The following is a 23,387-nucleotide window of genomic DNA, read 5'->3' as shown; positions in this document are numbered from 1 at the left end:
CCATGATGACGTGACTCAGATCAAGAAAAATGAACATAAAATAATCACTTAAGGTACGCTTGCCCCCAGTACATCCATCACCTTGCCCAGCGCAGACTGTAGGCGGGTAAAGGCCTGCGAGGCCGACTTCACCTCCTTCAAATTACGCTCGATGAGCGCGGTAAAATAATCTTCCTGCTCTATGGTCATGTCCAGCACATGAAAGCTGCCGCGGATCTCAGTGGTCATGTTAATGAGTGCGGCACTGAATCTTTCATCATGCTCAAGGGTCGCGGCGTTGATGTCACCGATAAGTGCTTCGATATCGACAAAAACCTGTTTCAGTGTCTGCTGACGACCGATATCCATGACGCGCGCCTCGAGGCCTTCGACCACCACGGCGATAATATCCCGTAACCTGCCATAGAGCACCTCGTCATTTATCGGCATATTTTTGATCAGGAAGGAGACATGTTTATCGTTGCATATGGTACGGCAGCCAAAGTCATACAGGCGGCCATGTTTGTCCAGCAGTTCGAGAATGTTCGACTCTATGGGGCTGATCGCGGCATGCCTAGGCGCAAAATACTCCACGCTATCACCACGTATCTCCAGGCAGGTGTTGAGATTAAGCTGCTGCATCAGGTCAAAGAAGGCATCGGCCAGAGTCTGGTGATCGTGACAGAGAAAACACTGGCGAAAGAACTGCAATACGCAGCCATACTGAGACGACTCGGTCATCGACTGAAAGGCCATGTTGCGGGAGACTGATTCCGCCTGAATCAGCTCTCTCTGCTTCATCACATAGTGGGCGACGCTATGGACCTTGGCCAGTAACTCTTTTAACTCAAAGGGTTTAGCGATAAAGTCCACCGCATTCACCTCATAGGCCTTGAGCCGCTCCTCTAGGGTATTCATCCCAGAGACAAACAGCACGGCCACCTCCTGGTTTGTTTCCTGCAGCTCTTTGCAGAGAGTGATGCCATCGGTATCGGGCAGATTGATATCCATCAACAACAGGTCGGGTTGGCTACTTTGCAGGGCAATACGAAAATCGGCCGCACCATAGAAGGGAGTCACCTTAAATTCATCTTGCAACATCTCGACGATCAGCTCGCAGTAATCCCTGTCATCGTCGACAACCCAAATCTCCATGTTGTTCATCGCAATTCTCCTTGTAAAAACTCAATCCCTATCTCTTCGAGCCCACGCACGAAGGCGCTAATATCAAAGGGCTTCTGTAGTACCTTAAAGGGCAGATCTTCCCGGCTACTGATCCCGACATCACCGACATAACCTGAGATCAAGAGCACAGGGATAGCTGTGTGCCGATTCAAATCTGTCACCAGCTCATAGCCGTTTATGCCACCTGGCATCAAGAGATCTGAGATGATGAGATCTATGTTTTCTATGCCGCCGCTAAACTGCTCCCTGACCAACAGAGGGTCTGTATAGGCCAGCACCTCCATCCCCATCATCTGACAGTGATCGCAGAGCACCTCCAGCAGGTCGGGTTCATCATCGACGATGAGCACCCTGATGGGCCGCGCGACCTTGGGGTACTCGAGCGGCCTGTGATGTCGCTCGCTCTGTCGCTCGACCGGCTTGATGGCCGGAAACCAGAGGCGTATCTCAGTGCCCTCTGCGCCTGTGTGCATGATACTCATGTAACCGTTAGAGCGTTTTACGAAGCCGTACACCATGGAGAGGCCGAGTCCGGTCCCCTTGCTCTTATCCTTGGTGGTAAAGAATGGCTCGAAAATCTTATCCAGCAGGTGATCGGCTATCCCCCCACCCTGATCGATCACAGAGACCCACACATAGTCGCGGTTATCTGTGCTGACCGTATTGCCCACTCCTGGCAGATAGCCCGACAGATACTGCTCACCTGTCGCTATGGTGATCTGCCCTTCCCCATGCATGGCATCCTTGGCGTTCAATACCAGGTTAATCAGGGCATCTTCCAGGTCGCCACGATCGACACAGATATCCCGCATCGACGCTTGAGGCAAAATATTGAGGCTCACCTGAGTGGTTAACGACTTCTCCAGCAGCTCCTCTAAGCCCAGCAGCACCTCATTGACCTGCACCGGTTGGGCACTGAATTGCTCCTGCCGGGAAAACTGCAGCAGGCGCCGGGTCAGGTCGGTGCCTCGCTGACAAGCTTTGAGCGCCGTGGCCAGGTAACGTGCTATGGTATCGTCCTTGCCCTTGAGCTCCATCAGTTCCAGATTGCCCTTGAGCACACCCAAGATGTTGTTGAAATCGTGGGCCACACCGCCCACCAGCTGGCCCATGGCCTGCATCTTTTGCGTACGGGCCATGGTATTTTGCATCAGCTTCTGCTCTGTGATATCCCTCCCCACCAGGGTAAACAGGCTGCCGTCTTCATACTGCTCGTTTAAGGCAATCAGATGGGTATGCAGGATCACTTTCTCCCCCGTAGCGGTCGAACAAACCAGCTCGCCGGTAAATTCCAGGCGCAGCTCTATCGCCTCCAGCAGTTCCTGCGCCTTGTCATCCTGATCTCCGAAGAAGAGCTCAATCGACTTGCCGATCAGCTGACTGCGGGGATATTGGCTGATGGCGGTTGCCGCCGCGTTGGCATACATGATCACGGGCGCCATCCCCTTCTGGCGCGAAGCAACCACTATCATATCCTCGCTGTTACTGACGATAGACTGATACATCTGGGTGTCGATCGACTTGATGATCTGGGCATTACGGCTCTGCTGCCAATCCAGGCTCTGCTGCTGCAACATGCCGCTGATACTATCGGCAATAAAGGTCTGATAGGAGGTGAGAAACGACAGCCAGCCCTTGACCGGGCGATAGAAGAAGATATTGACGTCTAGCCCCTCGATGGGCCACACCACAAATCGCTGCCACAGATGTGCACCGCGTTGACCATCCAACAGCGGCCAGTCCTTTACCTGGCGCCACAGGGTGATATATCGCATAGAATCCCGGCACCAGCAGGTGACATCGGCCGGCATCTCGTCACAGGCCAGCAGGCGACGAGACAAGATCATCACAGACTCGGCGCCGCTGCTATCGGCCAGAACACGACACAGGGGCAAGAGCACATCGTCACCACGAATAAACTGTCCCTGTAACTTACCCAGCTGGGCGATCAAGGCTGGGCCGAAGTCCATAAATTCAGATTGAGAGAGATCCTTAAACACGCTAGAGTCCATTCCACTATCGAAAAATAAACAATTAAGGCTAAATACCTTTCATTGAGCATAGTCCAGCCTAGAAAAATCGCTCAAAATACCGTGATAATTTATAAGCTTGTTGAAAGTTAGTGAGGAAGAATGTCAGACACTCATTGGGTTGGTGCCCATGTCAGCGCCGCCGGCGGTATCGCCAATGCGCCGCTAAACGCACAGAAGATTGGCGCCAACGCCTTTGCGCTATTTACCAAGAATCAGAGACGTTGGCAGGCGGCGCCGCTCTGTCCTAAGCAGATAGCCGACTTCAAGGCCAACTGCGAGCAGGCCAATATTCGCCCCGATGCCATTCTGCCCCACGACAGCTATCTGATTAATCTTGGCCATCCGGATACCGAGCAGCTCACGCGCTCGCGAGAAGCCTTTCTCGACGAGATGCAGCGCTGCGAACAGATGGGATTGACCCTGCTCAACTTTCATCCCGGTAGTCATCTCAACAAGATAGACATAGACGAGTGCCTGGCCCGCATCAGCGAATCGATCAATCTGGCACTGGACAAGACGCAAGGCGTCAGCGCCATCATAGAAAACACCGCGGGTCAGGGGTCAAACCTGGGCCATAGCTTCGAGCAGCTGGCGCAGATCATCGACAAGGTAGAAGATAAGAGCCGCGTAGGTGTCTGTATCGACACCTGCCACATGTTTGCCGCTGGCTATGATTTAACGACCCATGAGGCCTGCGAAGCGAGCTTCGGACAATTCGATGCCATAGTGGGCAACCGCTACCTTAAGGCGATGCACCTTAACGACAGCAAAACGCCCCTCAACAGCCGGGTCGACAGGCACCACTCCCTCGGCGCCGGTTATATCGGCATGGATGCGTTTAGCTATATCATGAAACACCCCGCGACTAAGCAGATCCCACTCATCCTGGAGACGATAGAACCTGAGATCTGGCCACAAGAGATCAACTGGCTAAGGAGTCAGGTTCGCTAAAACAAGCACTTATAGACCACGGCAATCACCCTGACCTGATTATCCCTGTCGAAGTGATCCTCCTGTAGCCAGACGATATGAGTGCCCTGCAGGGCCTCACCTTGCTGCTTGGCATTCTCCCGCGCCGCCCTTAGCGGCGCCTCCCCTCTGCCTATCCCAGTCACCATAGCGAAACTATCGCAATGGGTCACCTCGAAATCATAGGCCTCATTAATTCGCGAGTAGAGCTGTGGCTCATTTGAGGCGCAGGCTGTCAGTAAACAAAGGCCAGATAAAATCACTCTAAGATGCAACACGTCACGGCTCTATCAAATAATGGCTAAAGAAAAAGGCCCGTAAGATAAGTGATTTAGCAGAGCTTGGTTGTGATAACCATCACGCCGGTCTCAAGGTCATTGATACATTTGGCAACCTAGGTAATGGACGCGATTCGATGCAAACGCATTGCTGATAATGCTAATAAAATACGGCACGGAGGTTAGCTGCCGCCCCATCTAAACAACTGGATTGAAACAACTGGATAGAAACAGCCTAATTGAACTAAAAAACAGTCCTAAGAGATAAAACAGACAGAAGCGGGCATAAAAAAAGCCAAGGCACTATCGCCTTGGCTGTTAAGCATAAATAACCAGACAGTGGTTAAGCTAAGGTCTCAAACAGGTGAGCCTTGAAGCGGGCAAAATCGGCAGGCAGTTCGGCCGACAGGATAGGCTTATCCTTCACCGCTTGTAGCTCTGGTGGCAGCTCAAGCTCAATATTGAGCGCCTGCTCCACCACCTCTTTAAACTTGGCCGGATGGGCCGTACCGAGGAAGATCCCCTGCTCATCGGCCGACATGGTTAACGACAGCGCCTTGGCCGCAATCGCTGCGTGAGGCTCGGATAGATAACCGCCACGATAGAGCTCATCCAGCGCCTCCACCGTATCTTGCTCGGAGAGACCAACGCCCACCAGCTCGCTCAGCGGCCAGTTCATCACCTCCATGATGGTCTCAACCCTGGGCCAATTGCTCGGCTCGGCCACATCCATGGCATTAGAGAGGGTCGCGACGGTTGCCTTGGGCGACCACTGACCATCGGCCAGATAGCGAGGCACGGTATCGTTACTGTTGGTGGCCGCCACGAAACGCTTCACCGGTAGCCCCATCGCCTTGGCAAATAGGCCCGCCGTCAGGTTGCCGAAGTTACCGCTGGGCACGGCAATCACAGGATCGCCTTGATTAGCTCGCTTAAACTGGGCCACCGCCTCGAAGTAGTAACAGATCTGCGCCAGCAAACGACTGATGTTAATAGAGTTGGCCGAGTTAAGGTGCAGACCGTCACGCACGTCGCTGTCTTCGAAGGCGGCCTTGACCATCTCCTGACAGGCATCGAAATCGCTCTCCACCGCCACCGTATGTATGTTGTCACCCAGAGTAGTAAACATCTTCTCCTGTAGCAGGCTGATCTTGCCCTTAGGATAGAGCACCACCACCTGTACCTTATCCAGCCCATAGAAGGCATCGGCGACTGCGGCGCCGGTATCCCCCGAGGTGGCGGTCAATATGGTGAGTTTATCTTCCTGTGCCAGGCTATTGAGGCACTGCGCCATGAAGCGTGCGCCGAAGTCTTTAAAGGCCAGGGTTGGACCGTGGAACAGCTCGAGGCAATAACGCTTGTCATCGGCCTTGGTCAGCGGCAGCTCAAAATTGAAGGCGCGCTCAACCAGGCTATCCACCAGCTCCTGGCCAAGCTCGTCGGCCAACCAGGCGCCCAATATCGCCTTTGAGCGCTTGACGAAGTCCATCGCCAGCAGCGCATCCACATCGTCCAGCCTTGGGATAGTGACAGGGAAAAACAGGCCGCGATCCCGCCCCAGGCCCAATTTAACCGCCTGAGTGAAACTAACCTTCTGTGAGGGGTGTTTTAAGTTATAGAGTTCCATCTTACATCCGCCTATTAATCTAAAAGTGGTGCATCTACACGGCGCGTGCCGAGCATATCAATTTGACATATATGGGAAAAACCAGCGCCAGAGGTGACATAATTCGCATCTAACCAGGCCTTGGCCTGCTTAGCCGTCTCCAGGTTATCGGTCACGGTAAACAGTGTCGGGCCACTGCCCGAGATCCCCGTGGTGGCCATGCCGAGTTCGGCCAAGGCGGCGCGCGCCTGCTCATAACCGGGAATTTCTGCGGCGCGGTAAGGTTCCGCCAGCACATCTTTTAATACCTCTATGGCGAGCTTGGCATCTTGGCGATAACTGGCATGCACAAAGGCACTCAGGTAACGACCGAAATCTATGGTTACTGACTTATCGTATTGCGCTGGCAGCAAGGCGCGCATCTTGGCCGTTGAAAGAGAGATGCCTGGGTAGGCCACCACCCAATACCAGTCTTTAAACACCGGCAGGTCCTGACACACGGCGCTAGGGGTATCCAGCATCAACTGCATGCCACCTAGATAACAGGGCGCAACATTGTCATAGTGCACAGAGCCGCTGATCTTGCCTTCAAATTCACCCATCAACCTCAGCAGCGCATCGCTGTCATAGGGTCTGTCGAAATGCTCGTTCAGGGCATAAAGCGCGGCAACGACCGAGCTGGCACTGGAGCCAAGGCCGCTGCCCACCGGCAGGTTCTTCTCCAGTGTCATGGCAACGCCAGCCTCACTACCGAGCTGCTCGAGGAAGAAGTGGGCGCACTGGTAGACGATATTCTCCTCGCAGGCGGCAGGCAACTTGTCGGCCCAGTGACCGGCCAATTTAAGCGAGACGCCATGGGGAGCCGATTCAATGGCGACGCGATCACCGAGCAGGCTGCCATCTACCGGCGCCAAGGCGGCGCCCAGCAGATCGAATCCGACGCCGACATTGCCCATGGAGGCTGGCGCATAAACCGTTAAACTCATACGCCCATCTCCCGTGTCCAGTTAAGGGTTCTCAGCAAGTCGGCAAACACACCGGCCGCCGTCACCTCGGTACCCGCGCCATAGCCGCGAAGCACGAAGGGGATCGGCTGATAGTAGCGGCTGTAGAAGGCCAATGCGTTCTCACCGCCCTTGACGCTGTAGAGGGGATCCTTGGCTTCTACCTCGGCGATTTTCACCCGGCAGCCCTCTTCGTCGATCTGTCCCACATAACGCAGCACCTTACCCTCGGCCTTGGCGCTATTTACCCTTTGAGCAAGTTCGCTGTCGAGTGAACTCAGATTCGCCATAAAGGTCTCGACATCACCTGAGGCGTCGAAATGACTCGGCAACACAGACTCCACCTGGATATCGCTCAGCTCTATCTGCATACCCACCTCCCGGGCAAGGATAAGCACCTTCCTGGCCACGTCCATACCGCTGAGGTCGTCTCTTGGGTCTGGCTCGGTAAAGCATTTTTCACGGGCGATACGTGTCGCCTCCGACAGGCTCATCCCCTCATCGAGCATACCGAAGATGTAGGAGAGTGAACCCGAGAGTATGCCGTTGAATTTCTGTAGCTTGTCACCGGCGAAGAGGAGCTTCTTCAGGTTGTCGATAACCGGCAAGCCAGCGCCAACCGTGGTCTCATAGAGAAACTGACGACGCTGATGCAGCGCAGTCTGCCTCAGGGCACGGTAATAGTCATAATCACGTGTGTTGGCCTTCTTGTTAGGAGTCACCACATGCAGACCGGCGTTCATTACCGCAACATATTGATCGGACACGGCTTCGTTTGAGGTACAGTCCACCAGCACAGGGTTGAGTAGCTGCTGCTCTTTGGCCCAGGCAAGCATCTTCTCCAGATCGCAAGCCTGCTGGCTGTCGGCAAGCAGTCCCTGCCAATGATTAAGATCTATCCCCTTAGCATCGAGCACCATCTGGCGGGAGTTCGCCACTCCGCACACGCGCACAGTGATATGCTGAGCCTTCAACATCTCCGTCTGTTGCTTGATCTGTTCGAGCAAGCCGGCGCCCACATTGCCACAGCCCACTAGGAATACGTCCAGATAGTGCTGCACATCGAAGAAGCTCTGATGACAGGCGGCGATGGCATGCTTGGTCTTGCGCAGCTCGATAACCGCCGAGATGGAGCGCTCAGAGGAGCCCTGGGCGATAGCCACTATGTTGACGTTGGCCTGGGCCAAGGCCTGGAAGAACTTACCGGCAACCCCCTTATGGGTGCGCATACCGTCACCTATCAGGGATACTATGGCCAGGTTGTGGCGCATGCTAATCTGCTCGAGGATCTCGCTCTTAAGCTCAAGCTCAAACTCCTGCTCCAGCGCCAGGCGCACTCGCTCGGCATCGGCGGTGGCCACACAGAAGCTGATGCTGTACTCGGATGAGCTTTGCGTAATAAGGGAGACTGACACCCCGGAGCGGGAGATGGCCCCCAGAGTCCGGCTCGCCATGCCAACCATGCCCTTCATGCCGGGGCCAGCGATGTCGAACATGGTCTGCTCGTCGAGATTAGAGATAGCCTTAACGTTCAGCCCTGTCTCGTCCACTTGATTCGACACTAAGGTGCCGGGCGCCTGAGGGTTGAAGCTGTTACGTATATAGCAAGGGATATGGTACTGGGCGATAGGCGCAATCGTCTTAGGATGTAGCACCTTGGCGCCGAAATAAGACAGCTCCATCGCCTCCTGGTAACTGAGCTGAGTCAGCAGCTTGGCATCGGCGACGACACGCGGGTCGGTATTATAGACGCCATCCACATCTGTCCAGATCTCACAGCAACTGGCGTCGATACAGGCAGACAGCACCGCCGCCGAATAGTCTGAGCCGTTACGGCCCAGAGTGACCACTCGGCCATCCTTGTCTCCGGCGGTAAAGCCTGGCATCACCCACACCTGATGGGCATCGAGAGAAAGCTCGGCAAAACGCTGTTTGCTCACGGCGATATCGACAACCGATTCCAGCGCCGGCCCATGGGCCACAAACAACTGTTGCGGCACTAGCTGATTGGCCGACACACCTGCCGCCAACATCAACTGCTCCATCAACGCCGCCGAGAGGCGCTCGCCACCGACCACTATCTCGGCGCGAACAGCGTCGGGGCACTCACCCAGCAAGACTACGCCTTGTAGCTTGTCTTGCCAGTGCTTGAGCTGCGCCGCGAGGACACCTTCGAGGCCTGCTGACTGCTCGCTACCCAAGACCTCGCTGGCGGCCTTTGCATAAAGGGTCTTAAAGACCTCATGTACCTGACTCAAGACGGGAGAGAAATCATCCCCTGCGACAGCGAGATCCACCATCTCCAACAAGCCGTTGGTCACGGTTGCCGGCGCGCTTAACACCACTGCCGTCGGCTGTTCCTCGGCCGATGCCAAGACGATCTGCGCCGCACTACTAAACCTCTGCCAATTGGCCAGCGAGGTACCACCGAACTTCATTACCTTCATCTTCTCTCCTTAGTACCGCGCCCCAGAAACAAAAAAACCCGCTCCTTGATGGGGAGCGGGCTTAGTCATTTCAAATCATTTCTTTCGAGTATGCTTAGCCGGCCCCCACGCTGGTAATCGTGGTGGTTGTAATAATGGTGGTTACTACGAGATTAAGGCTAAACATTTAAATTCTATTCTGTCGTATCAAAACATATTCACTGAATGTCTCTACAGAATTGCCTTTTTTGCCCCAAGGTGTCAACCCCCAAAATAAAACTTTATAAAAATACACTTTCAGCGCCTGCCACGCTGCAAACGGTAAAATGAAATAGCAGGGCATAGATTTAAGTGAATAAAGGGAATGATAGGCTAAGTGACCTATCAGTATTCCGCTTATCCGAATCATCAAATAAATAGCTAATAAACATAACGATAATCATGAAAGGTGAACTTTCACAAGGTATGAAATCAGGCTTTACGAGTGCTAACAAGCTGACAGAGAAAAGAGACCAGAAATCGACGATTAACATGCAAGCTAAGGTGTCAACAATACAAAATACTTTTCCAAAAATTGTGAATAAATATACAAAGAGAAACAATTCCCCTTAGCCGACTTCTCACTACACCTAGCCTGATGAAAAAAAATTTACCGATTTTCCCTCAAGAAGCTGCGCTAGGTCATCGCCAAGGCCAACAAAGCGAGCTAAAATGCCGCCACATTCTGAATTGGAGGCGATATGATAATCACCCAACACAAAGCTGTTAGCATCCATTACCGCTTAACGAACCAGCAAGGCGAGTTGATCGAGAGTTCATTTGAAGGTGAGCCAATGCTATACCTTCACGGTGCAGAAAACATGATCCCAGGCCTTGAGCAGGCACTCGAAGGCAAAAGTGTTGGCGACAAGCTTGAAGTTACCGTAGAGGCCGAGCAGGCTTACGGTCCTTACCACGATGGTTTACGTCAAGATGTCCCATTAGCAGCCTTCGGCGATATCGAAGATATCGTGCCAGGCATGCGTTTCATCGCCGAAACAGAGATGGGCCAGCGTCCGGTACAAGTGACCGAAGTGAAAGACGATGTCGTCGTCGTTGACGGTAACCACCCACTAGCGGGTCAAACCCTTAACTTCACCGTCGAAGTGATTTCTGTTCGTGATGCCAGCGCCGAAGAGATCGCCCATGGCCATATCCATGCGGCTGGCGGCTGTGGCAGCCACGAGCATAGCCATGAAGGTGGTTGCTGTGGTGGCGAAGGTCATGCTCATCAAGGCGGATGCTGTAGCGAAGATCCTGAGAAGCCAGCCAAAGAAGGTTGTGACGGCAACGGCGGTTGCGGCTGTCAGCACTAGACTAAAGCTGCTCAACCTAAAGCCTTAATTTGACGCTTAGGCGTCAATCTCAGGTAGGATTCTGAATCGAGTCGGCCACCTTTTACTAGGTGATGCCGACTCTTTTATTTTATGCTCAAGACAACATCAGCTAGCTGCGTATAAACGATAAGGATATCGAAATGGTTGCTCAGCCCATCTATGAAAAACTTCCTGCCATCTACCTGCTCATCGCAGCAACGACCATACTGATGAGCCCGGCGCCCCTTCCAGTGCTCTTAGGCGTGATTATCTTCCTGCTCGGCGCGCGTATCTTCAACATGCGCTCACAGAATCGACGCAGCGATAAACCGAGTCGTCGTAAGCAAGGCATCTGGCCTGATGCGCTCTACAACCTGCTTCCCTACGCCTACCTTTTGGGCGCCCTGTTTGTCTTTCGCCACAGCGACTCCAGCTATCTTTCGTTTGCAGGCGCCGGGCTAGCCAGTTTCGCCTTATTTCGTCTGGCCCAGCGCCGCAACTATCGTAAGCCCCAACTGCCTATGCCAATACGGGTGATCTAACTAGAGAATGAGCGCCTTGATACGCTCGCGCTGAGCCGTGGGCATATGCTTGAGGTAGTTGGAACAACGTGTGATGGTGGCAATACTGATCTCGAATTCGGCGGCTATCTGTCGCTGACTCATCTCTCCCAAGAGCAGGGCTTGAAATACCTTCAGCCGCCCGGCAATGGCGCTACGCTCCTCCTCGGTGAGCAGTAGATCGAACAGATCCATCAAGGCATCGGTGTCTTGATGATTGACCACTTTTTCTAAAACCAGATCCCAGTTTGCGCGCACTTTAGCTCCTAAGCTGTCATAGCCTACCAGTACATCGAAGTGTACCAAGAAATCTGCCACGCTGGCTATCGAGCCAGTAGATGCGATGAGTCAGGCGTTCAAGAGTTAGACACATTCGGCAACATTTTGGCCAGCATTTTAAAGAAAAATCTATAGTATCTGATAGTTAATTACGATTAGAATGTTTGCGTTAGATCACATAAATCCACAAAGTAGTGAGAATGATTGCCATGAAAAAACAGTTTAAATTAAGCCTGCTCGCCCTAGCCGGCAGTGCCTTACTGGCCACAGCGGTACAAGCCAATAACTTCAAAGAGTCAGACGACGCCATTCATTATCGTCAATCTGCTTTTGGCCTGATCGCTCACAACTTTGGCGACATGGGCGCCATGCTTAAGGGCAAGAAGCCATTCGACGCCGAAGTCTTTGCCATGCGCGCGCAAAACGTTGCCGCATTGAGCAAGCTGCCAGCAGAAGGTTTCGTTGCCGGTTCTGACAAGGGCGACACTGGCGCACTGGCGAAGATCTGGAGCGACAAAGCCGATTTCGACGCTAAGATGAGCACTTTCCAAGACAACGCCGCCAAACTTGCCGTTGCCGCGCAATCAGACGATAAAAATGCGATTAAGCAAGCCTTCATGAATACAGGTAAGAGCTGTAAAGGTTGTCACGACATCTACAAGAAAGACTAATAACAAGACGAATATTGACGACCAATATCGAAAGCCAATAAAAAAGGGGAGCCAATTAAGCTCCCCTTTTCTTATCCTGTTTCTCTAGCCTAACTTTTACCGTTAGCCATCGCCCTACAGCATGGCCGCAATGGGCCAAATCAGATAGTTCACTACTAGGCCTGCTAGCACGCCCACCAGTGTAAGGGCCATCAAGCCCGAGCGAAACTTAAACTCGGTAACGCTCTCGCGGCTGACGCTCTTATAGCCGGTGATCATGGCACCAACCAGTTTGTCGCCTTTAATGCCGTGCCATACCACTGCAAGAATATGCAAAACCGCCAGTAGAAGGAGTAAATTGAAATTTTGCTTATGCAGCAAGGTCAAGGTTTCGGCTGTCTCGCTGCTCACATAAGCGTATAGCGGCCCTTCGGTAAAGACCTCATCTGTGGCAAATAGTCCTGTGGTGAGCTGCACCATCAGCACCAAGATCATCGCCACCACCATATAGCCCCCCAGAGGATTATGGCCAACGCTGCGGCGCTGGGGCTGCCTGACATAGGCAAGTACCTGAGTCGGCGATTTCACAAAATGGCTAAAGCGCGACGTCTCACTGCCAACGATTCCCCAAAGAATTCGAAAACCGAGCAAGATCATTAGTCCGTATGCAAATACTTGATGCCATTGCATCTCCCCCACCTCGGCGCTCCACCACAGACCACCGAGCAACGCTATCATGGACCAGTGAAACAGGCGCGTAGGCAGATCCCATACCTTAATTTTTACCTGGCCAGACTGAGGGTTTTCTACTGAGGACATCTTATAACTCATCGCTTTAGAAAATAATGAAATTGATGATATTTGAAGCGATGGGGAGAGGCAAATAGATTTATGTAAGCAGTGTTATCCAGTCAAATATGCAGCCTAAATTTGATAAAAACAAGCCATTCCTAATGTTTATTTTACAATTTTGTCTAAGGGCTCAAATAACCAACGAACGGAAAATAATGGCAGCCAAAAGTTGATCTAGATCACGTTTTCTGGGGGCTGAATTGGTAATCTGAAGTCAAGGAAACAACGAAAGGTTCGACATATGATAAAGATTACAAGTAAAGATTTCGAAGTCACCACTCCTATCCGTGAACGTATCGAGAGCCGTTTAGAAAAGCTAAGTAGACACGATGTACAGCTCATTAATCCACATGTAATCATAGGTCAAGAGAAGCAAGGATTTAAGATAGAAGCTTCAGTAGGTATACCAAGCAACACCTTATTTGCTCAGGCGAAAGACAAAGATCTCTATGCAGCAATCAATGCAATGGGTCAAAAATTGGAGAAACAGCTCAATCGCCTCAGCCACAAACCGGAAGGAGCTCGCTACACGGCTCCAGCGATGAGCCCAACGCCAGAAAGCGCCGATATCGACGACGAGTATGACGAAACATTAGATGAGGAATACGCGGCGTAACAGATTAACGGTAAGTGGCGAATCATCGCCTCAGGCATAGGCCGAGGAACGAACGCTAACGAACTGGCACAAAAGCCACTTACCCAAACTTGGTGGAAAGTTAAATCGCCACCTAAATCGAGGTACAGCGACAGGCAAGAGACGAGGACGGACAACCACATCAGCCACAGGCATTCAATGAGAAGCCGTGGAACTCAGCTAACGAACTAGCTATGTTGTCCGCCCTTGTTATACTTACTATTAAGCGCCGTCTCTGATGTCGAAAGCAAGCCAACGAAGGAGTAAGAGGTCACATTCGCCAAACGCAAGACGTTAACTTTCACGTTTGATTTATTAAAGGCGACTCACACAACCTAAGGCTTAAGATTAGCCCAAATAGGAAACAGGCATAGCGCCAAACAAGTCGTCCCCAGTAGGCCATAGGGTTGCCGCTAAGATAATCTCGAAGCCTAGCACCCTAACGAGTGAGAAAGGAGCGCAGTCCCATTTTAATATTGAGTGCTTTTTCCGTAACTGAGGCAGCCAGATAGCCAATTAAGGCAAACCAACGTAATAGACGTTAACAGGCCATTGGATCACCGCTAGTCGATTAGCCCGCTGCCTCTCCCTTATCACCTGCTGCAGTCTTTTCATCTGCAGGCGACAAGCAAAGGAGGATGCCCCATCTTAAATTCTGATCTTTTACTCTCCCGGCGCACCCAAAGAGGTGCGCTTTCTATTTGTGGCAAGTCAATTCGCTCACGGGGGGCGCTTATTACCACAGGTATAAATTCTCACTTTATCCCTTTTTTGATTGACAGGATTTAGAGCAAGGCTTAATTTGAAGGCTATGAAAACGAACACCAACGCTTTTTTTACTTTCTTTTTTATTCCACCCTTCTAGGGAGGCGGAATTTCGGTGTAAAAACGAAAGTAAGAATTCCAGAGCCTCCCATTTATGGGGGGCTTTTTTATTTGCATGAGTAATCGAGAAGCGTTCAACGACAGAGGACAGCATGACCAAACCACATCCCCTTAACCATACCCGGGAACAGATCACCGCGCTCGACAATGAACTGCTGGCACTGCTGGCCAAACGACGGGCACTGAGCTTAGATGTCGCCCGCAGCAAAGAGGTCGATATTCGCCCAATTCGCGATACCCAGAGAGAGAAAGAGCTGCTGGCCAGACTGGTTAAGCAGGGACGCGAGCAGGGGCTCGACGCTCACTATGTCCTCTCCCTCTATCAAAGCATCATCGAAGACTCGGTATTAAACCAACAAGCCTACCTCCAAGGCCGCGCCAACCCTGACCTGCAGAAACAGCAATACAACATCGCCTACTTAGGCGCGCGTGGATCCTACTCTTATCTTGCTGCCACTCGTTACTGCGAGCGCCGTCAGGTTGGCATGCAAGATCTGGGTTGTAAGAGTTTCGATGAGATAGTGCAGGCGGTGGAATCGGGCCACGCCGACTACGGCTTCCTGCCGATCGAAAACACCTCCTCAGGCTCGATCAACGAGGTCTATGATGTGCTGCAACACACCAGCCTTGCCATCGTAGGTGAAACCACCATAGAGGTGGGCCATTGCCTGCTCGCCAAGCCTGGCACTCAGGTTAAGCAGATCAAAACCATCTACGCCCATCCTCAGCCTATCAGCCAGTGCAGTCGCTATCTGAGTCAACACGGTGAGTTCAAACTGGAATATTGCTCCAGCAGCGCCGAGGCCATGGAGCGTGTGCTCAAGGCCGATGATAACAGCGTCGCCGCTATCGGCAGCGTCGAAGGCGGTGCCCTGTATCAACTCGAGGCCATCGATCGCGAGCTGGCCAACCAGAAGATCAACCAGAGCCGTTTTATCGTCGTCGCCAGAAAGGCCATTGCAGTGCCCGAACAGCTACCGGCCAAGACCACGCTTATCATGGCCACGGGGCAGAAACCCGGCGCCCTGGTAGAAGCCTTGCTGATCTTAAAGGCCCATGATCTCAACATGAGTAAGCTCGAATCCCGCCCTATCCCTGGTACCCCTTGGGAGGAGATGTTCTACCTGGACCTTGACGCCAACCTCGCCAGCGACCAGATGCAACAGGCGTTAAAGGAGCTGGAACGCATTACCCGCTTCATCAAGGTACTTGGCTGTTACCCCTGCGAAACCGTCAACCCGACCCAGCTGAGCAACAGTCAGCTGATGATTGAGCCCACCACCAGCCGCGAAGCCGACCAACAGGCAAGAGATAAACTGGATGCCAAACATCTGCGCCATAGCCTGGCCGAACATCCACAGATCACCAGCGTCGTCACAAGACAGCTACAGATAGGTGACGGTCAGTTTGGCGCCATGGCACAGCTGAGTCTGACTCAAGAGCCTGGCCACTACAGCCAGCTGGCCAAGCAGATAAAAGAGGCGGGTTTCCAGGCCGTGATCGTTAGCGAGTTAAATGCCAACCCCATGGCGAACCGCCAGCTGAGCGAGATGCGCAGAGCTCTGAGCCAGTTTGATCTGGCCTGTATCGTCGCCATCGAACATGAGAGCGAACTCCCGCTGGCCGTTGATCATGCCGACATGCTGCAGATCAGTGGCAAGCAAATGCACAATCGCGATCTGCTCGAACAGGTCGGTGCGCTGCACATGCCGGTTATCTTAGAGCGCAACACTATGGCCAGCCTGGATGAATGGCTGGGTGGTGCAGAGACCATATTGGCCGCAGGTAATCAGCAGGTGATCTTGAGCGAAGCCGGAATCAGAACCTTCAACGAGCAGCAGCGGCCGACCTTAGATCTGTCCGGGCTCATCAGCCTGAAAGAGAAGAGCCACCTGCCGGTGATCATCAATACCCGCTATGCCTGTCAGCAGGATGAACTCGCTAGCCAGGCCAGTGCCGCTAGGGCCCTCAAGGCTGACGGCCTGGTGCTGGGCTTGAGCGATCCCCAGCAGCTTAATGCCCATAGCGACATCTTGGCTCGTACCTACCGCGACTAACGGCTGGCTAATTAACAGGCTCCAGAGTGCATCTATAAACAAAAAAGAGGACCTTAGGTCCTCTTTTTATTTACCCATACATTTAAATCGCCAGGCCATCGACCAGATTCATCCAGCCTTTGATGGTACGATGACAAAACCACAGCAGAGCCAGCAGCGACAGGCTGACGGCCAACCAGGCTTGAGGTATTAAGTAGGCCAGCAGCAGAAGCGAAAACAGCGAGATAATCGACCAACGCTGCCAACGAATATGGGAATAGAGCAGACTACTCATCTTGTCTCCCTTCTGCCCAAGGCTAATAAGCAAGGCAAACAGAGGCGGCAGTAACAAAAGCGGAAAGGCCGACATCAGGGCATAAAGGAGATGGCCAAGGCTATGGTCGTCTATAACGACAGGCTGTGACGTAGTCGATACCATGAGGGCGCTCCACACAAAGGGTCTAAGAATTGGGCTAAGCCAGCGTGATGCCATTCGCCTAACCCTCACATTAACCATACTGTGTCATCGCCCATAGCGCAAATCTTACGACTGTATCCCCTTCTTAAAAAGCCCCCTTATCACTAAGCCAAACCTAACGCGCTTAGCCTTTCAACCTTAACCCAAGGCGAGCGTCACGTCGGATCTTATTCGCGTCGAGCAAGCGAGAATAAAGCCCTGCTCTACCTCGGCTGGCGTCAGTGTCATCTCACTGCTGGACTCTGTCTCGCCGCTTAACACCTGGCACTTACAGGCGCCGCAGACGCCCGAGCGACAGGCGGCGATAATGGGCAGGCCTTTGGCCTCTATCCCTTCGAGTACCGTCTGTGCTTCGTTTAGCGGCGTGGACAGATCGCCAATTTGCAGCATGAAGGCCGCGTCATCCCCTAGCCCTTCGACTTGCGATGTGGGCGACGAGGTGGGCGCGCCGAAGCTCTCCTGATGATAACGACTCATGTCGAAACCTGCGTCCTCCAGCATAACCTTAGCCGCCTGCATATAAGGCTCCGGGCCACAGACGAACACGGTTCGCTCGAGAAAATCGGGCACAGCCTCGGCGAGCATGGCTAAGCTTAGCCTTCCTGCGAAGCTTGAGCAGGCCTCAAGCGCCTCGGCCGATTCCAGACTATAGTGCAATGCCATATTTGGATGACGCTGCGCCATCTTAAGCAGGGCGTCGTGGAAGATCAGATCTTCCTTAGCCTTGGCACTGTGCACGAAGGCGATATCGCTGCCAACCTGGGTGTCGGTCAGCCAGCGCGACATGGAATACATGGGTGTAATACCACTGCCGGCACTCAAGAAAAGATACTTATCGGCGGCAATATCGATCAGGTTAAAGGCACCAGCTGGGCCGCTCACGTTGACACTATGCCCCACCTGTAAGTTATCGACCAGGTAGTTTGACACGCGCCCGCCAGGAATACGCTTAATGGTCACCACCAAGGAGTAAGGACGGGAAGGCGACGAGGAGATGGTATAGCTGCGGGCAAGGCGCTCGCCACCGATATCCAGCAGGAAGGTGATAAACTGCCCGGGCTTAAAATGAAATTTAACGGGCTGGGCGCCTTGAAAGCGAAAGCTGGTCACATCATGGGTTTCCTGCCAGCGCTCGACACAGACTAGCCTTATCTCGCCAGCCTGCCAGTTGGGTGATTGATAATCTTGTTGATTCATGGGCGACTCACCAAAAAATAAATAACGCCCACGACACTGCCGTGGGCGTTGGGGACATTTTAAGCGACGTTTAAAATGGCATTCAGATCTTGTTCTACCGTGGTGGTATTACGCAGACCAAACTTATCTTCCAGCACCTTAAGCAGGTTTGGGGTTAAGAATGCCGGCGCACTTGGGCCCGTACGTATATTCTTCACGCCCAGTGATAACAGGGTTAGCAGGATAACGATCGCCTTCTGTTCGAACCAGGAGAGCACCAGACTCAGCGGCAGCTCGTTGATCTCACACTCGAACACTTCTGACAGCGCGATGGCTAGCTGAATCGCCGAGTAGGCATCGTTACACTGACCAATATCCAGCAGGCGTGGAATACCATTGATATCACCGAAGCTGAGCTTGTTGAACTTATACTTACCACAACCTAAGGTCATGATAATAGAGTCCTTAGGTGCCGCCTTGGCGATATCGGTAAAGTAGCTACGCTCGGCCTTATCACCGTCACAACCACCCACCAGGAAGAAGTGCTTGATCGCACCATTCTTAACGTTCTCCACCACGGCAGGCGCGGCGGCCATTAACGCGTTGCGGGCAAAACCTATGGTGATATGATGGGGGATCTCATCATAGGCAAAGCCCTCAAGCGCCAAGGCCTTATCGATCACCGCAGAGAAGTCATCCCCCACGATATGGGTCACGCCCGGCCAACCCACTATGCTGCGGGTAAAGATACGGTCGGCATAGTCGCCCACGTTAGGATCGATAATACAGTTAGAGGTCATCACCACCGCACCAGGGAAGTTAGCGAACTCTTTCTGTTGGTTTTGCCACGCACTGCCGTAGTTACCGACTAGGTGGGGATACTTCTTCAACTCGGGATAGGCCAGCGCCGGTAGCATCTCACCATGGGTAAAGACGTTGATCCCCTTACCTTGGGTCTGCTGCAGGATAAGCTCGAGATCTTTCATGTCGTGGCCCGACACCAGAATCGCCTTACCCTTCACTGCAACCATGTTGACCTGAGTCGGCTCAGGGTGACCGAAGGCCTCGGTTTCCCCTTTATCCAACATGGCCATCACGCTGTAGTTTAGCTGGCCAATCTCCATGGCGGTGGCAAACAACTTGTCGGCATCGACAGAGTCTGAGCCCAAGAAGGCCATGATCTGATGAAACTTAGCTGCCACCTCAGCGTCAGTTTGATCCAACACGCGCGCGTGCTCCATGTAAGCCGCCGCGCCCTTCAGGCCGTACAGACACAATAGACGCAGACCCATGATGTCCTCATCGACCGCTTCTTTTCCGCGGTTCGGGATCGCCTGAGCGGCCTGGGTCAACATCTCTTCTTTCACGCTGGCAAGCACTAGGCTGGCGGCAGGGATCAGTGTCTCAACTGGTTGCCCCTGCTCCTTACATGCCGCCTCGTAGGCCGCCTGTAGCTGAGTACGGTAGGCGTAGGCCTGCTTGGTATATTCTATGATGCGCTCATCGTCGAAGTTCACATTGGTCAGGGTAGCGAAGAACGCCTTAGGCACGAAGGTGTCGATGGCCGGATCTATGATGCCAAACGCGCGTGCCTTCTCGGCGTAGGCCGACACGCCTTGTAAGATGTAGATCAATAGATCTTGTAGATCTGAGGTCGCAGCTAACTTGCCGCACATACCTTGAGAATAGCTACAGCCGTTACCGGCCGGGGTACGAATGGTTTGCTCACACTGAATACAAAACACAACACTGCTCCTTTATTTAATCATGCTTTTTCTTTGCATGTTTTGGCGCAGTCTACTGTGCTAATGACACTCACAGAAGATAAAATTGACAGCAATGTGAGAAATTATGAAGCGGATCAAATTAGCAATTGCGAAACTAACTTGTTAAAAATTATGGTAAAGATATTTTAAAACAAGCTATTAGCCGGTTTAGGCTGCCAAATAAAAAGCGGCGCCCTGAGTGTCAGACACTCGGGCGCCGCCAGGGAGCTTTAATCAGTAATATCGATTAGCTGGTCTTCATATCATTGACCGATTGCAACATGGCGCGGCTCTCACGCTGGAACTGAGGCGCGAAATCTCCAAACCAGGCCGCCACGGCCTCGAACTCACGAATGAAGCCTTGCCTGTCGCCGCGTTTGAGCAACTCGAGTGCCTGGGCATAGTTATCCAGATAATCCCCTATTGCCGTCAGGCTCTCCTGCTGGGCGAAGATGATGTCGGCATAAAGTTCGGGACTCTGGGCAAACAGACGCCCGACCATAGCCAGTTCGAGCCGGTAGATGGGCGAGCTGAACTGCAGTAGATTGTCGATATCGGCCGCCTCACGATAGAGATTCAGTCCATAGACGAACGATGAGAAGTGGCGCATCGCCTGCACCAGCTGCATCGCCTTGTCGTGTTGCTGAGCATCGGCATCGACCAGGCGAGCGCCCCATATGCCAATCTGCTCGAGCAGCCATTCATATTGCTCACGGCCTCGACCATGACACACCACCACAACCTGCTTGGCCAGGCTGCCGACATCCGGGCCGAACATGGGGTGCAGCCCCACCACTGGGCCTTGATGACTGCTTAACATCGCATCGAGTGGCTTCTCCTTAATAGAGGTGAGATCCGCCAGGATGCAATTTGCTGGCAGGCTGGTAAGCTTGTCGCGAATAAGCTCACAGGTAACGCTAATAGGCACAGTGACGATCACCAGCCCTGCCCCATCGAATATCGCCTCGGCTTGCTGCCAGTCATCTTTATCCAGAGACTTCACCTGATAGCCGGACAAGCTCAGCATCTGGGCAAACAGGCCGCCCAACTTGCCCTGACCACCGACAATCACCACATGGCCCAGATCTGTCTTCACCTGCTTGAAGCCGACATCCTTCTCGTTGAGATAAGACTCGCGCATCAGGCGACGCAGAATATCTTCGATCAGCTGAGGCGAAACATTCATCTTAGCCGCCTCCTCCCGGCGCTTGGCCAGCATGGAGGCCTCACGCTGAGGCGCGTAGATGGGCACCCCGGCCGCATGCTTGACGCCACCCACCTGGGCCACCAGATCCAGGCGCTTACGCAGCAGATGCAACAGCTGTTGATCGACGCTGTCGATATGTTCTCTTAATTTTTCAAGCTCTTTGGTGGTTTTCTCACTCATTTGCGCACTTTCCATCAGGCATTAACCGCCTTGAGCATAGCAAATCTGCTGGGTAAAACCGATGCCAATTGTGCTGCCCCCTGACGCAGGAGATCCTCTGTGGTCTGCCAGTCGATGCAGGCATCGGTAACCGACACCCCGTAGGCCAGCTCACTCATCGGCTTATCGCTGCTCTGGTTGCCCTCATTGAGGTGGCTCTCCAGCATGACACCTATGATCGACTTGTTGCCATTGGCGATCTGCTCGAACACATCCTGACAGACACTCGGCTGCCGAGTATGATCTTTACTCGAGTTACCATGACTGCAATCCACTATCAGTCTGGCGTTGAGCTTGGCCGCATGCAGCTGCTGCTCACACTCGGCGACGCTCGCCGCATCATAGTTAGGCTTCTTACCGCCACGCAGGATCAAGTGGCCATCTGGGTTACCGGCGGTCTGTAGCAGCGCTACCTGACCCGCCTGGTTGATCCCCATGAATCTGTGGCTGCTGGCCGCCGATTGCAGCGCGTTGATCGCCACCCCCAGCTTGCCGTCGGTACCATTCTTGAAGCCCACAGGCATGGAGAGACCGGACGCCATCTCTCTGTGGGTCTGAGATTCTGTGGTGCGCGCGCCGATGGCCGACCAGGTGACCAGCTCAGAGATGTATTGCGGGCTGATAGGATCCAGCGCCTCGGTAGCCACCGGCAAACCAAGCTCCGCCAACCAGATCATCAACTCTCTCGCCTGTAGCAGCCCCTTCTCGACATCGAAGGACTCATCCATGTCGGGATCGTTAATCATTCCCTTCCAGCCCACCGTGGTTCGAGGCTTCTCGAAATAGACGCGCATCAGGATGTAAAACTCATCTTTAAGTTCATCGTGCAGCGTCTTGAGGCGCAGCGCATACTCCTTGGCCGAGGCGATATCGTGGATAGAGCAAGGCCCGCTGACCACGAGTACACGATTATCTCGCTTGTGTACTATGTCCGCCACAGTGCGGCGTGCATTGAGTACGTAGTGATAGGCGGCAGTCGACAGGGGCAGTTGTTGTTTTAACTCTTCCGGGGTCACCAGCACCTTCTCCGAGCTGATGTGAACATTATTAATCGTATCTTGCTGCATACCTGTCACCAACCTAATCTGTTTTCTCATACCTAAACGCAATATTGTAATGGTACACCATTACGCCAATGAGCTAACTATGCCTGCTGCATAAATTTAGATCAAGCAGAAATTTGCTTTTCAAGAATAATTCACGATCGAAGCGGTAAAAGCCCCAATCAGCCCTGGCTGAAGTGACTGGTTTAGCCAAAGAGATATAGCCTAGAGGGGCCTGCCGTGTGGGAGAGGATAAGAAAGGAAAATGGAAAGAAACAGCGCAAAGCTATGCTAAGGATAACAGCGCAATGCATTCGCGCATGCCTAAAAACAAAAACCCGCCATAGGGCGGGTCATTGTGCGAACACTGCATCTTTTTTTACGTTTTAGCGAGTGCTTACTTAGCAAGCTTCTCGCGGATACGTGCAGACTTACCTGAACGCTCACGTAGGTAGTAAAGCTTAGCACGACGAACACGGCCGCGACGCTTAACTTCGATGCTAGAGATGAGCGGGCTGTGAGTTTGGAACGCACGCTCAACACCTTCGCCATTAGAGATCTTACGAACTGTGAATGCAGAGTGTAAACCACGGTTACGCTTAGCGATAACAACGCCTTCAAACGCCTGTAGACGCTCTTTACCGCCTTCTACAACACGTACTTTAACAACTACTGTGTCACCTGCACCAAATTCTGGTACGTCTTGCTTCATTTGCTCATCGTTGAGCATTTTAATGATGTTATTCATGAATAAACTCCATACTAGT

20 protein-coding genes and 1 other annotated feature are annotated in these 23,387 nt (G+C 52.8%); of the genes, 6 read left to right on the top strand and 14 right to left on the bottom strand.

Annotated elements, in window-relative coordinates:
• Window positions 1-48 precede the first annotated feature (48 nt).
• Together L2731_RS10155 and L2731_RS10150 are read right to left on the bottom strand one after the other, a co-directional pair.
• Complete coding sequence (locus tag L2731_RS10155) at window positions 49-1,143, bottom strand: response regulator (protein ID WP_239849868.1); 1,095 nt, start codon at window positions 1,141-1,143, stop codon at window positions 49-51.
• A complete protein-coding gene (locus tag L2731_RS10150) occupies window positions 1,140-3,164 on the bottom strand; it encodes a hybrid sensor histidine kinase/response regulator (protein ID WP_239849867.1) in 2,025 nt (674 codons plus the stop codon). The genes L2731_RS10155 and L2731_RS10150 overlap by 4 nt, the downstream gene beginning before the upstream one ends.
• Before the next feature lie 132 nt (window positions 3,165-3,296).
• On the opposite strand from L2731_RS10150, the gene nfo reads away from it, so the two are divergent.
• A complete protein-coding gene (gene nfo, locus L2731_RS10145; RefSeq protein WP_249252972.1) occupies window positions 3,297-4,148 on the top strand; it encodes a deoxyribonuclease IV in 852 nt (283 codons plus the stop codon).
• Here the strand turns inward: nfo and L2731_RS10140 are convergent.
• From L2731_RS10140 to thrA, 4 genes are all read right to left on the bottom strand, one after another.
• Window positions 4,145-4,441: a hypothetical protein gene (locus L2731_RS10140; protein WP_249253139.1), complete on the bottom strand. Its 297-nt coding sequence runs from the start codon at window positions 4,439-4,441 to the stop codon at window positions 4,145-4,147. The genes nfo and L2731_RS10140 overlap by 4 nt on opposite strands.
• Window positions 4,442-4,787: 346 nt before the next feature.
• Window positions 4,788-6,071, bottom strand: coding sequence for a threonine synthase (thrC, locus tag L2731_RS10135; RefSeq protein ID WP_249252970.1), 1,284 nt, complete (start codon window positions 6,069-6,071; stop codon window positions 4,788-4,790).
• Window positions 6,072-6,085: 14 nt separating this feature from the next.
• Window positions 6,086-7,036 (bottom strand): homoserine kinase, encoded by a 951-nt coding sequence (thrB, locus tag L2731_RS10130; protein WP_249252968.1) that lies wholly within the window; start codon window positions 7,034-7,036, stop codon window positions 6,086-6,088.
• On the bottom strand, window positions 7,033-9,501 hold the full coding sequence (gene thrA, locus L2731_RS10125; protein WP_249252966.1) for a bifunctional aspartate kinase/homoserine dehydrogenase I: 2,469 nt from the start codon (window positions 9,499-9,501) through the stop codon (window positions 7,033-7,035). Before thrA ends, thrB begins: the two co-directional genes overlap by 4 nt.
• Window positions 9,502-10,220: 719 nt before the next feature.
• Here thrA and slyD point away from each other — a divergent pair.
• The gene (gene slyD, locus L2731_RS10120) at window positions 10,221-10,835 is read left to right on the top strand and encodes a peptidylprolyl isomerase (RefSeq protein WP_249252964.1); all 615 of its coding nucleotides are present in this window, start codon (window positions 10,221-10,223) and stop codon (window positions 10,833-10,835) included.
• Between the two features lie 161 nt (window positions 10,836-10,996).
• Window positions 10,997-11,377 carry a hypothetical protein gene (locus L2731_RS10115; protein ID WP_239849861.1) on the top strand — a complete coding sequence of 127 codons (381 nt, stop codon included), beginning with the start codon at window positions 10,997-10,999 and terminating at the stop codon, window positions 11,375-11,377.
• Here the strand turns inward: L2731_RS10115 and trpR are convergent, their stop codons facing one another.
• Window positions 11,378-11,653 carry a trp operon repressor gene (gene trpR / locus L2731_RS10110; RefSeq protein WP_041510382.1) on the bottom strand — a complete coding sequence of 92 codons (276 nt, stop codon included), beginning with the start codon at window positions 11,651-11,653 and terminating at the stop codon, window positions 11,378-11,380.
• A 230-nt stretch (window positions 11,654-11,883) separates the two neighbouring features.
• Here trpR and L2731_RS10105 point away from each other — a divergent pair, with 230 nt between their 5' ends.
• Window positions 11,884-12,345 carry a c-type cytochrome gene (locus tag L2731_RS10105; RefSeq protein ID WP_249252963.1) on the top strand — a complete coding sequence of 154 codons (462 nt, stop codon included), beginning with the start codon at window positions 11,884-11,886 and terminating at the stop codon, window positions 12,343-12,345.
• Between the two features lie 114 nt (window positions 12,346-12,459).
• Here the strand turns inward: L2731_RS10105 and L2731_RS10100 are convergent, their stop codons facing one another.
• Window positions 12,460-13,143, bottom strand: a complete 684-nt coding sequence (locus tag L2731_RS10100) for a cytochrome b/b6 domain-containing protein (RefSeq protein WP_249252962.1) — start codon at window positions 13,141-13,143, stop codon at window positions 12,460-12,462.
• A gap of 274 nt (window positions 13,144-13,417) precedes the next feature.
• Between L2731_RS10100 and hpf the strand changes: the two genes are divergently transcribed.
• Window positions 13,418-13,792 (top strand): ribosome hibernation-promoting factor, HPF/YfiA family, encoded by a 375-nt coding sequence (hpf, locus tag L2731_RS10095; RefSeq protein WP_041510380.1) that lies wholly within the window; start codon window positions 13,418-13,420, stop codon window positions 13,790-13,792.
• 834 nt (window positions 13,793-14,626) lie between these two features.
• Window positions 14,627-14,747, top strand: a sequence feature (Phe leader region).
• A 40-nt stretch (window positions 14,748-14,787) separates the two neighbouring features.
• Window positions 14,788-16,752 (top strand): chorismate mutase, encoded by a 1,965-nt coding sequence (locus L2731_RS10090; RefSeq protein WP_249252961.1) that lies wholly within the window; start codon window positions 14,788-14,790, stop codon window positions 16,750-16,752.
• 82 nt (window positions 16,753-16,834) lie between these two features.
• Here L2731_RS10090 and L2731_RS10085 read toward each other — a convergent pair whose 3' ends face one another.
• From L2731_RS10085 to rplS, 6 genes are all read right to left on the bottom strand, one after another.
• Window positions 16,835-17,170 (bottom strand): hypothetical protein, encoded by a 336-nt coding sequence (locus L2731_RS10085; RefSeq protein WP_041510378.1) that lies wholly within the window; start codon window positions 17,168-17,170, stop codon window positions 16,835-16,837.
• 177 nt (window positions 17,171-17,347) lie between these two features.
• Entirely contained in the window at window positions 17,348-18,406 is a 1,059-nt protein-coding gene (locus tag L2731_RS10080; RefSeq protein ID WP_249252960.1) for an FAD-binding oxidoreductase, read from the bottom strand.
• Between the two features lie 59 nt (window positions 18,407-18,465).
• Window positions 18,466-20,130, bottom strand: coding sequence for a hydroxylamine reductase (hcp, locus tag L2731_RS10075; RefSeq protein WP_249252959.1), 1,665 nt, complete (start codon window positions 20,128-20,130; stop codon window positions 18,466-18,468).
• A 268-nt stretch (window positions 20,131-20,398) separates the two neighbouring features.
• Window positions 20,399-21,538, bottom strand: a complete 1,140-nt coding sequence (gene tyrA / locus L2731_RS10070) for a bifunctional chorismate mutase/prephenate dehydrogenase (RefSeq protein WP_249252958.1) — start codon at window positions 21,536-21,538, stop codon at window positions 20,399-20,401.
• 14 nt (window positions 21,539-21,552) lie between these two features.
• Window positions 21,553-22,644: a 3-deoxy-7-phosphoheptulonate synthase gene (locus L2731_RS10065; RefSeq protein ID WP_249253138.1), complete on the bottom strand. Its 1,092-nt coding sequence runs from the start codon at window positions 22,642-22,644 to the stop codon at window positions 21,553-21,555.
• Window positions 22,645-23,017: 373 nt separating this feature from the next.
• Complete coding sequence (gene rplS, locus L2731_RS10060; RefSeq protein WP_011864870.1) at window positions 23,018-23,368, bottom strand: 50S ribosomal protein L19; 351 nt, start codon at window positions 23,366-23,368, stop codon at window positions 23,018-23,020.
• Between the last annotated feature and the right edge of the window lie 19 nt (window positions 23,369-23,387).

The sequence above is a fragment of the Shewanella aquimarina genome (assembly GCF_023349185.1).
Taxonomy (GTDB): Bacteria; Pseudomonadota; Gammaproteobacteria; order Enterobacterales; family Shewanellaceae; genus Shewanella; species Shewanella aquimarina.
This window is presented reverse-complemented; position numbering and strand designations above follow the sequence as displayed.

What these genes read in the sequence shown, in the direction of transcription:
- L2731_RS10065 (WP_249253138.1), bottom strand. Translation starts at nt 22,644, where the DNA reads ATGCAGCAAGATACGATTAATAATGTTCACATCAGCTCGGAGAAGGTG.
- L2731_RS10100 (WP_249252962.1), bottom strand. Translation starts at nt 13,143, where the DNA reads ATGTCCTCAGTAGAAAACCCTCAGTCTGGCCAGGTAAAAATTAAGGTA.
- tyrA (WP_249252958.1), bottom strand. Translation starts at nt 21,538, where the DNA reads ATGAGTGAGAAAACCACCAAAGAGCTTGAAAAATTAAGAGAACATATC.
- nfo (WP_249252972.1), top strand. Translation starts at nt 3,297, where the DNA reads ATGTCAGACACTCATTGGGTTGGTGCCCATGTCAGCGCCGCCGGCGGT.
- thrB (WP_249252968.1), bottom strand. Translation starts at nt 7,036, where the DNA reads ATGAGTTTAACGGTTTATGCGCCAGCCTCCATGGGCAATGTCGGCGTC.
- thrC (WP_249252970.1), bottom strand. Translation starts at nt 6,071, where the DNA reads ATGGAACTCTATAACTTAAAACACCCCTCACAGAAGGTTAGTTTCACT.
- L2731_RS10105 (WP_249252963.1), top strand. Translation starts at nt 11,884, where the DNA reads ATGAAAAAACAGTTTAAATTAAGCCTGCTCGCCCTAGCCGGCAGTGCC.
- slyD (WP_249252964.1), top strand. Translation starts at nt 10,221, where the DNA reads ATGATAATCACCCAACACAAAGCTGTTAGCATCCATTACCGCTTAACG.
- L2731_RS10090 (WP_249252961.1), top strand. Translation starts at nt 14,788, where the DNA reads ATGACCAAACCACATCCCCTTAACCATACCCGGGAACAGATCACCGCG.
- rplS (WP_011864870.1), bottom strand. Translation starts at nt 23,368, where the DNA reads ATGAATAACATCATTAAAATGCTCAACGATGAGCAAATGAAGCAAGAC.
- hpf (WP_041510380.1), top strand. Translation starts at nt 13,418, where the DNA reads ATGATAAAGATTACAAGTAAAGATTTCGAAGTCACCACTCCTATCCGT.
- L2731_RS10080 (WP_249252960.1), bottom strand. Translation starts at nt 18,406, where the DNA reads ATGAATCAACAAGATTATCAATCACCCAACTGGCAGGCTGGCGAGATA.
- L2731_RS10115 (WP_239849861.1), top strand. Translation starts at nt 10,997, where the DNA reads ATGGTTGCTCAGCCCATCTATGAAAAACTTCCTGCCATCTACCTGCTC.
- thrA (WP_249252966.1), bottom strand. Translation starts at nt 9,501, where the DNA reads ATGAAGGTAATGAAGTTCGGTGGTACCTCGCTGGCCAATTGGCAGAGG.
- L2731_RS10085 (WP_041510378.1), bottom strand. Translation starts at nt 17,170, where the DNA reads ATGGTATCGACTACGTCACAGCCTGTCGTTATAGACGACCATAGCCTT.
- L2731_RS10155 (WP_239849868.1), bottom strand. Translation starts at nt 1,143, where the DNA reads ATGAACAACATGGAGATTTGGGTTGTCGACGATGACAGGGATTACTGC.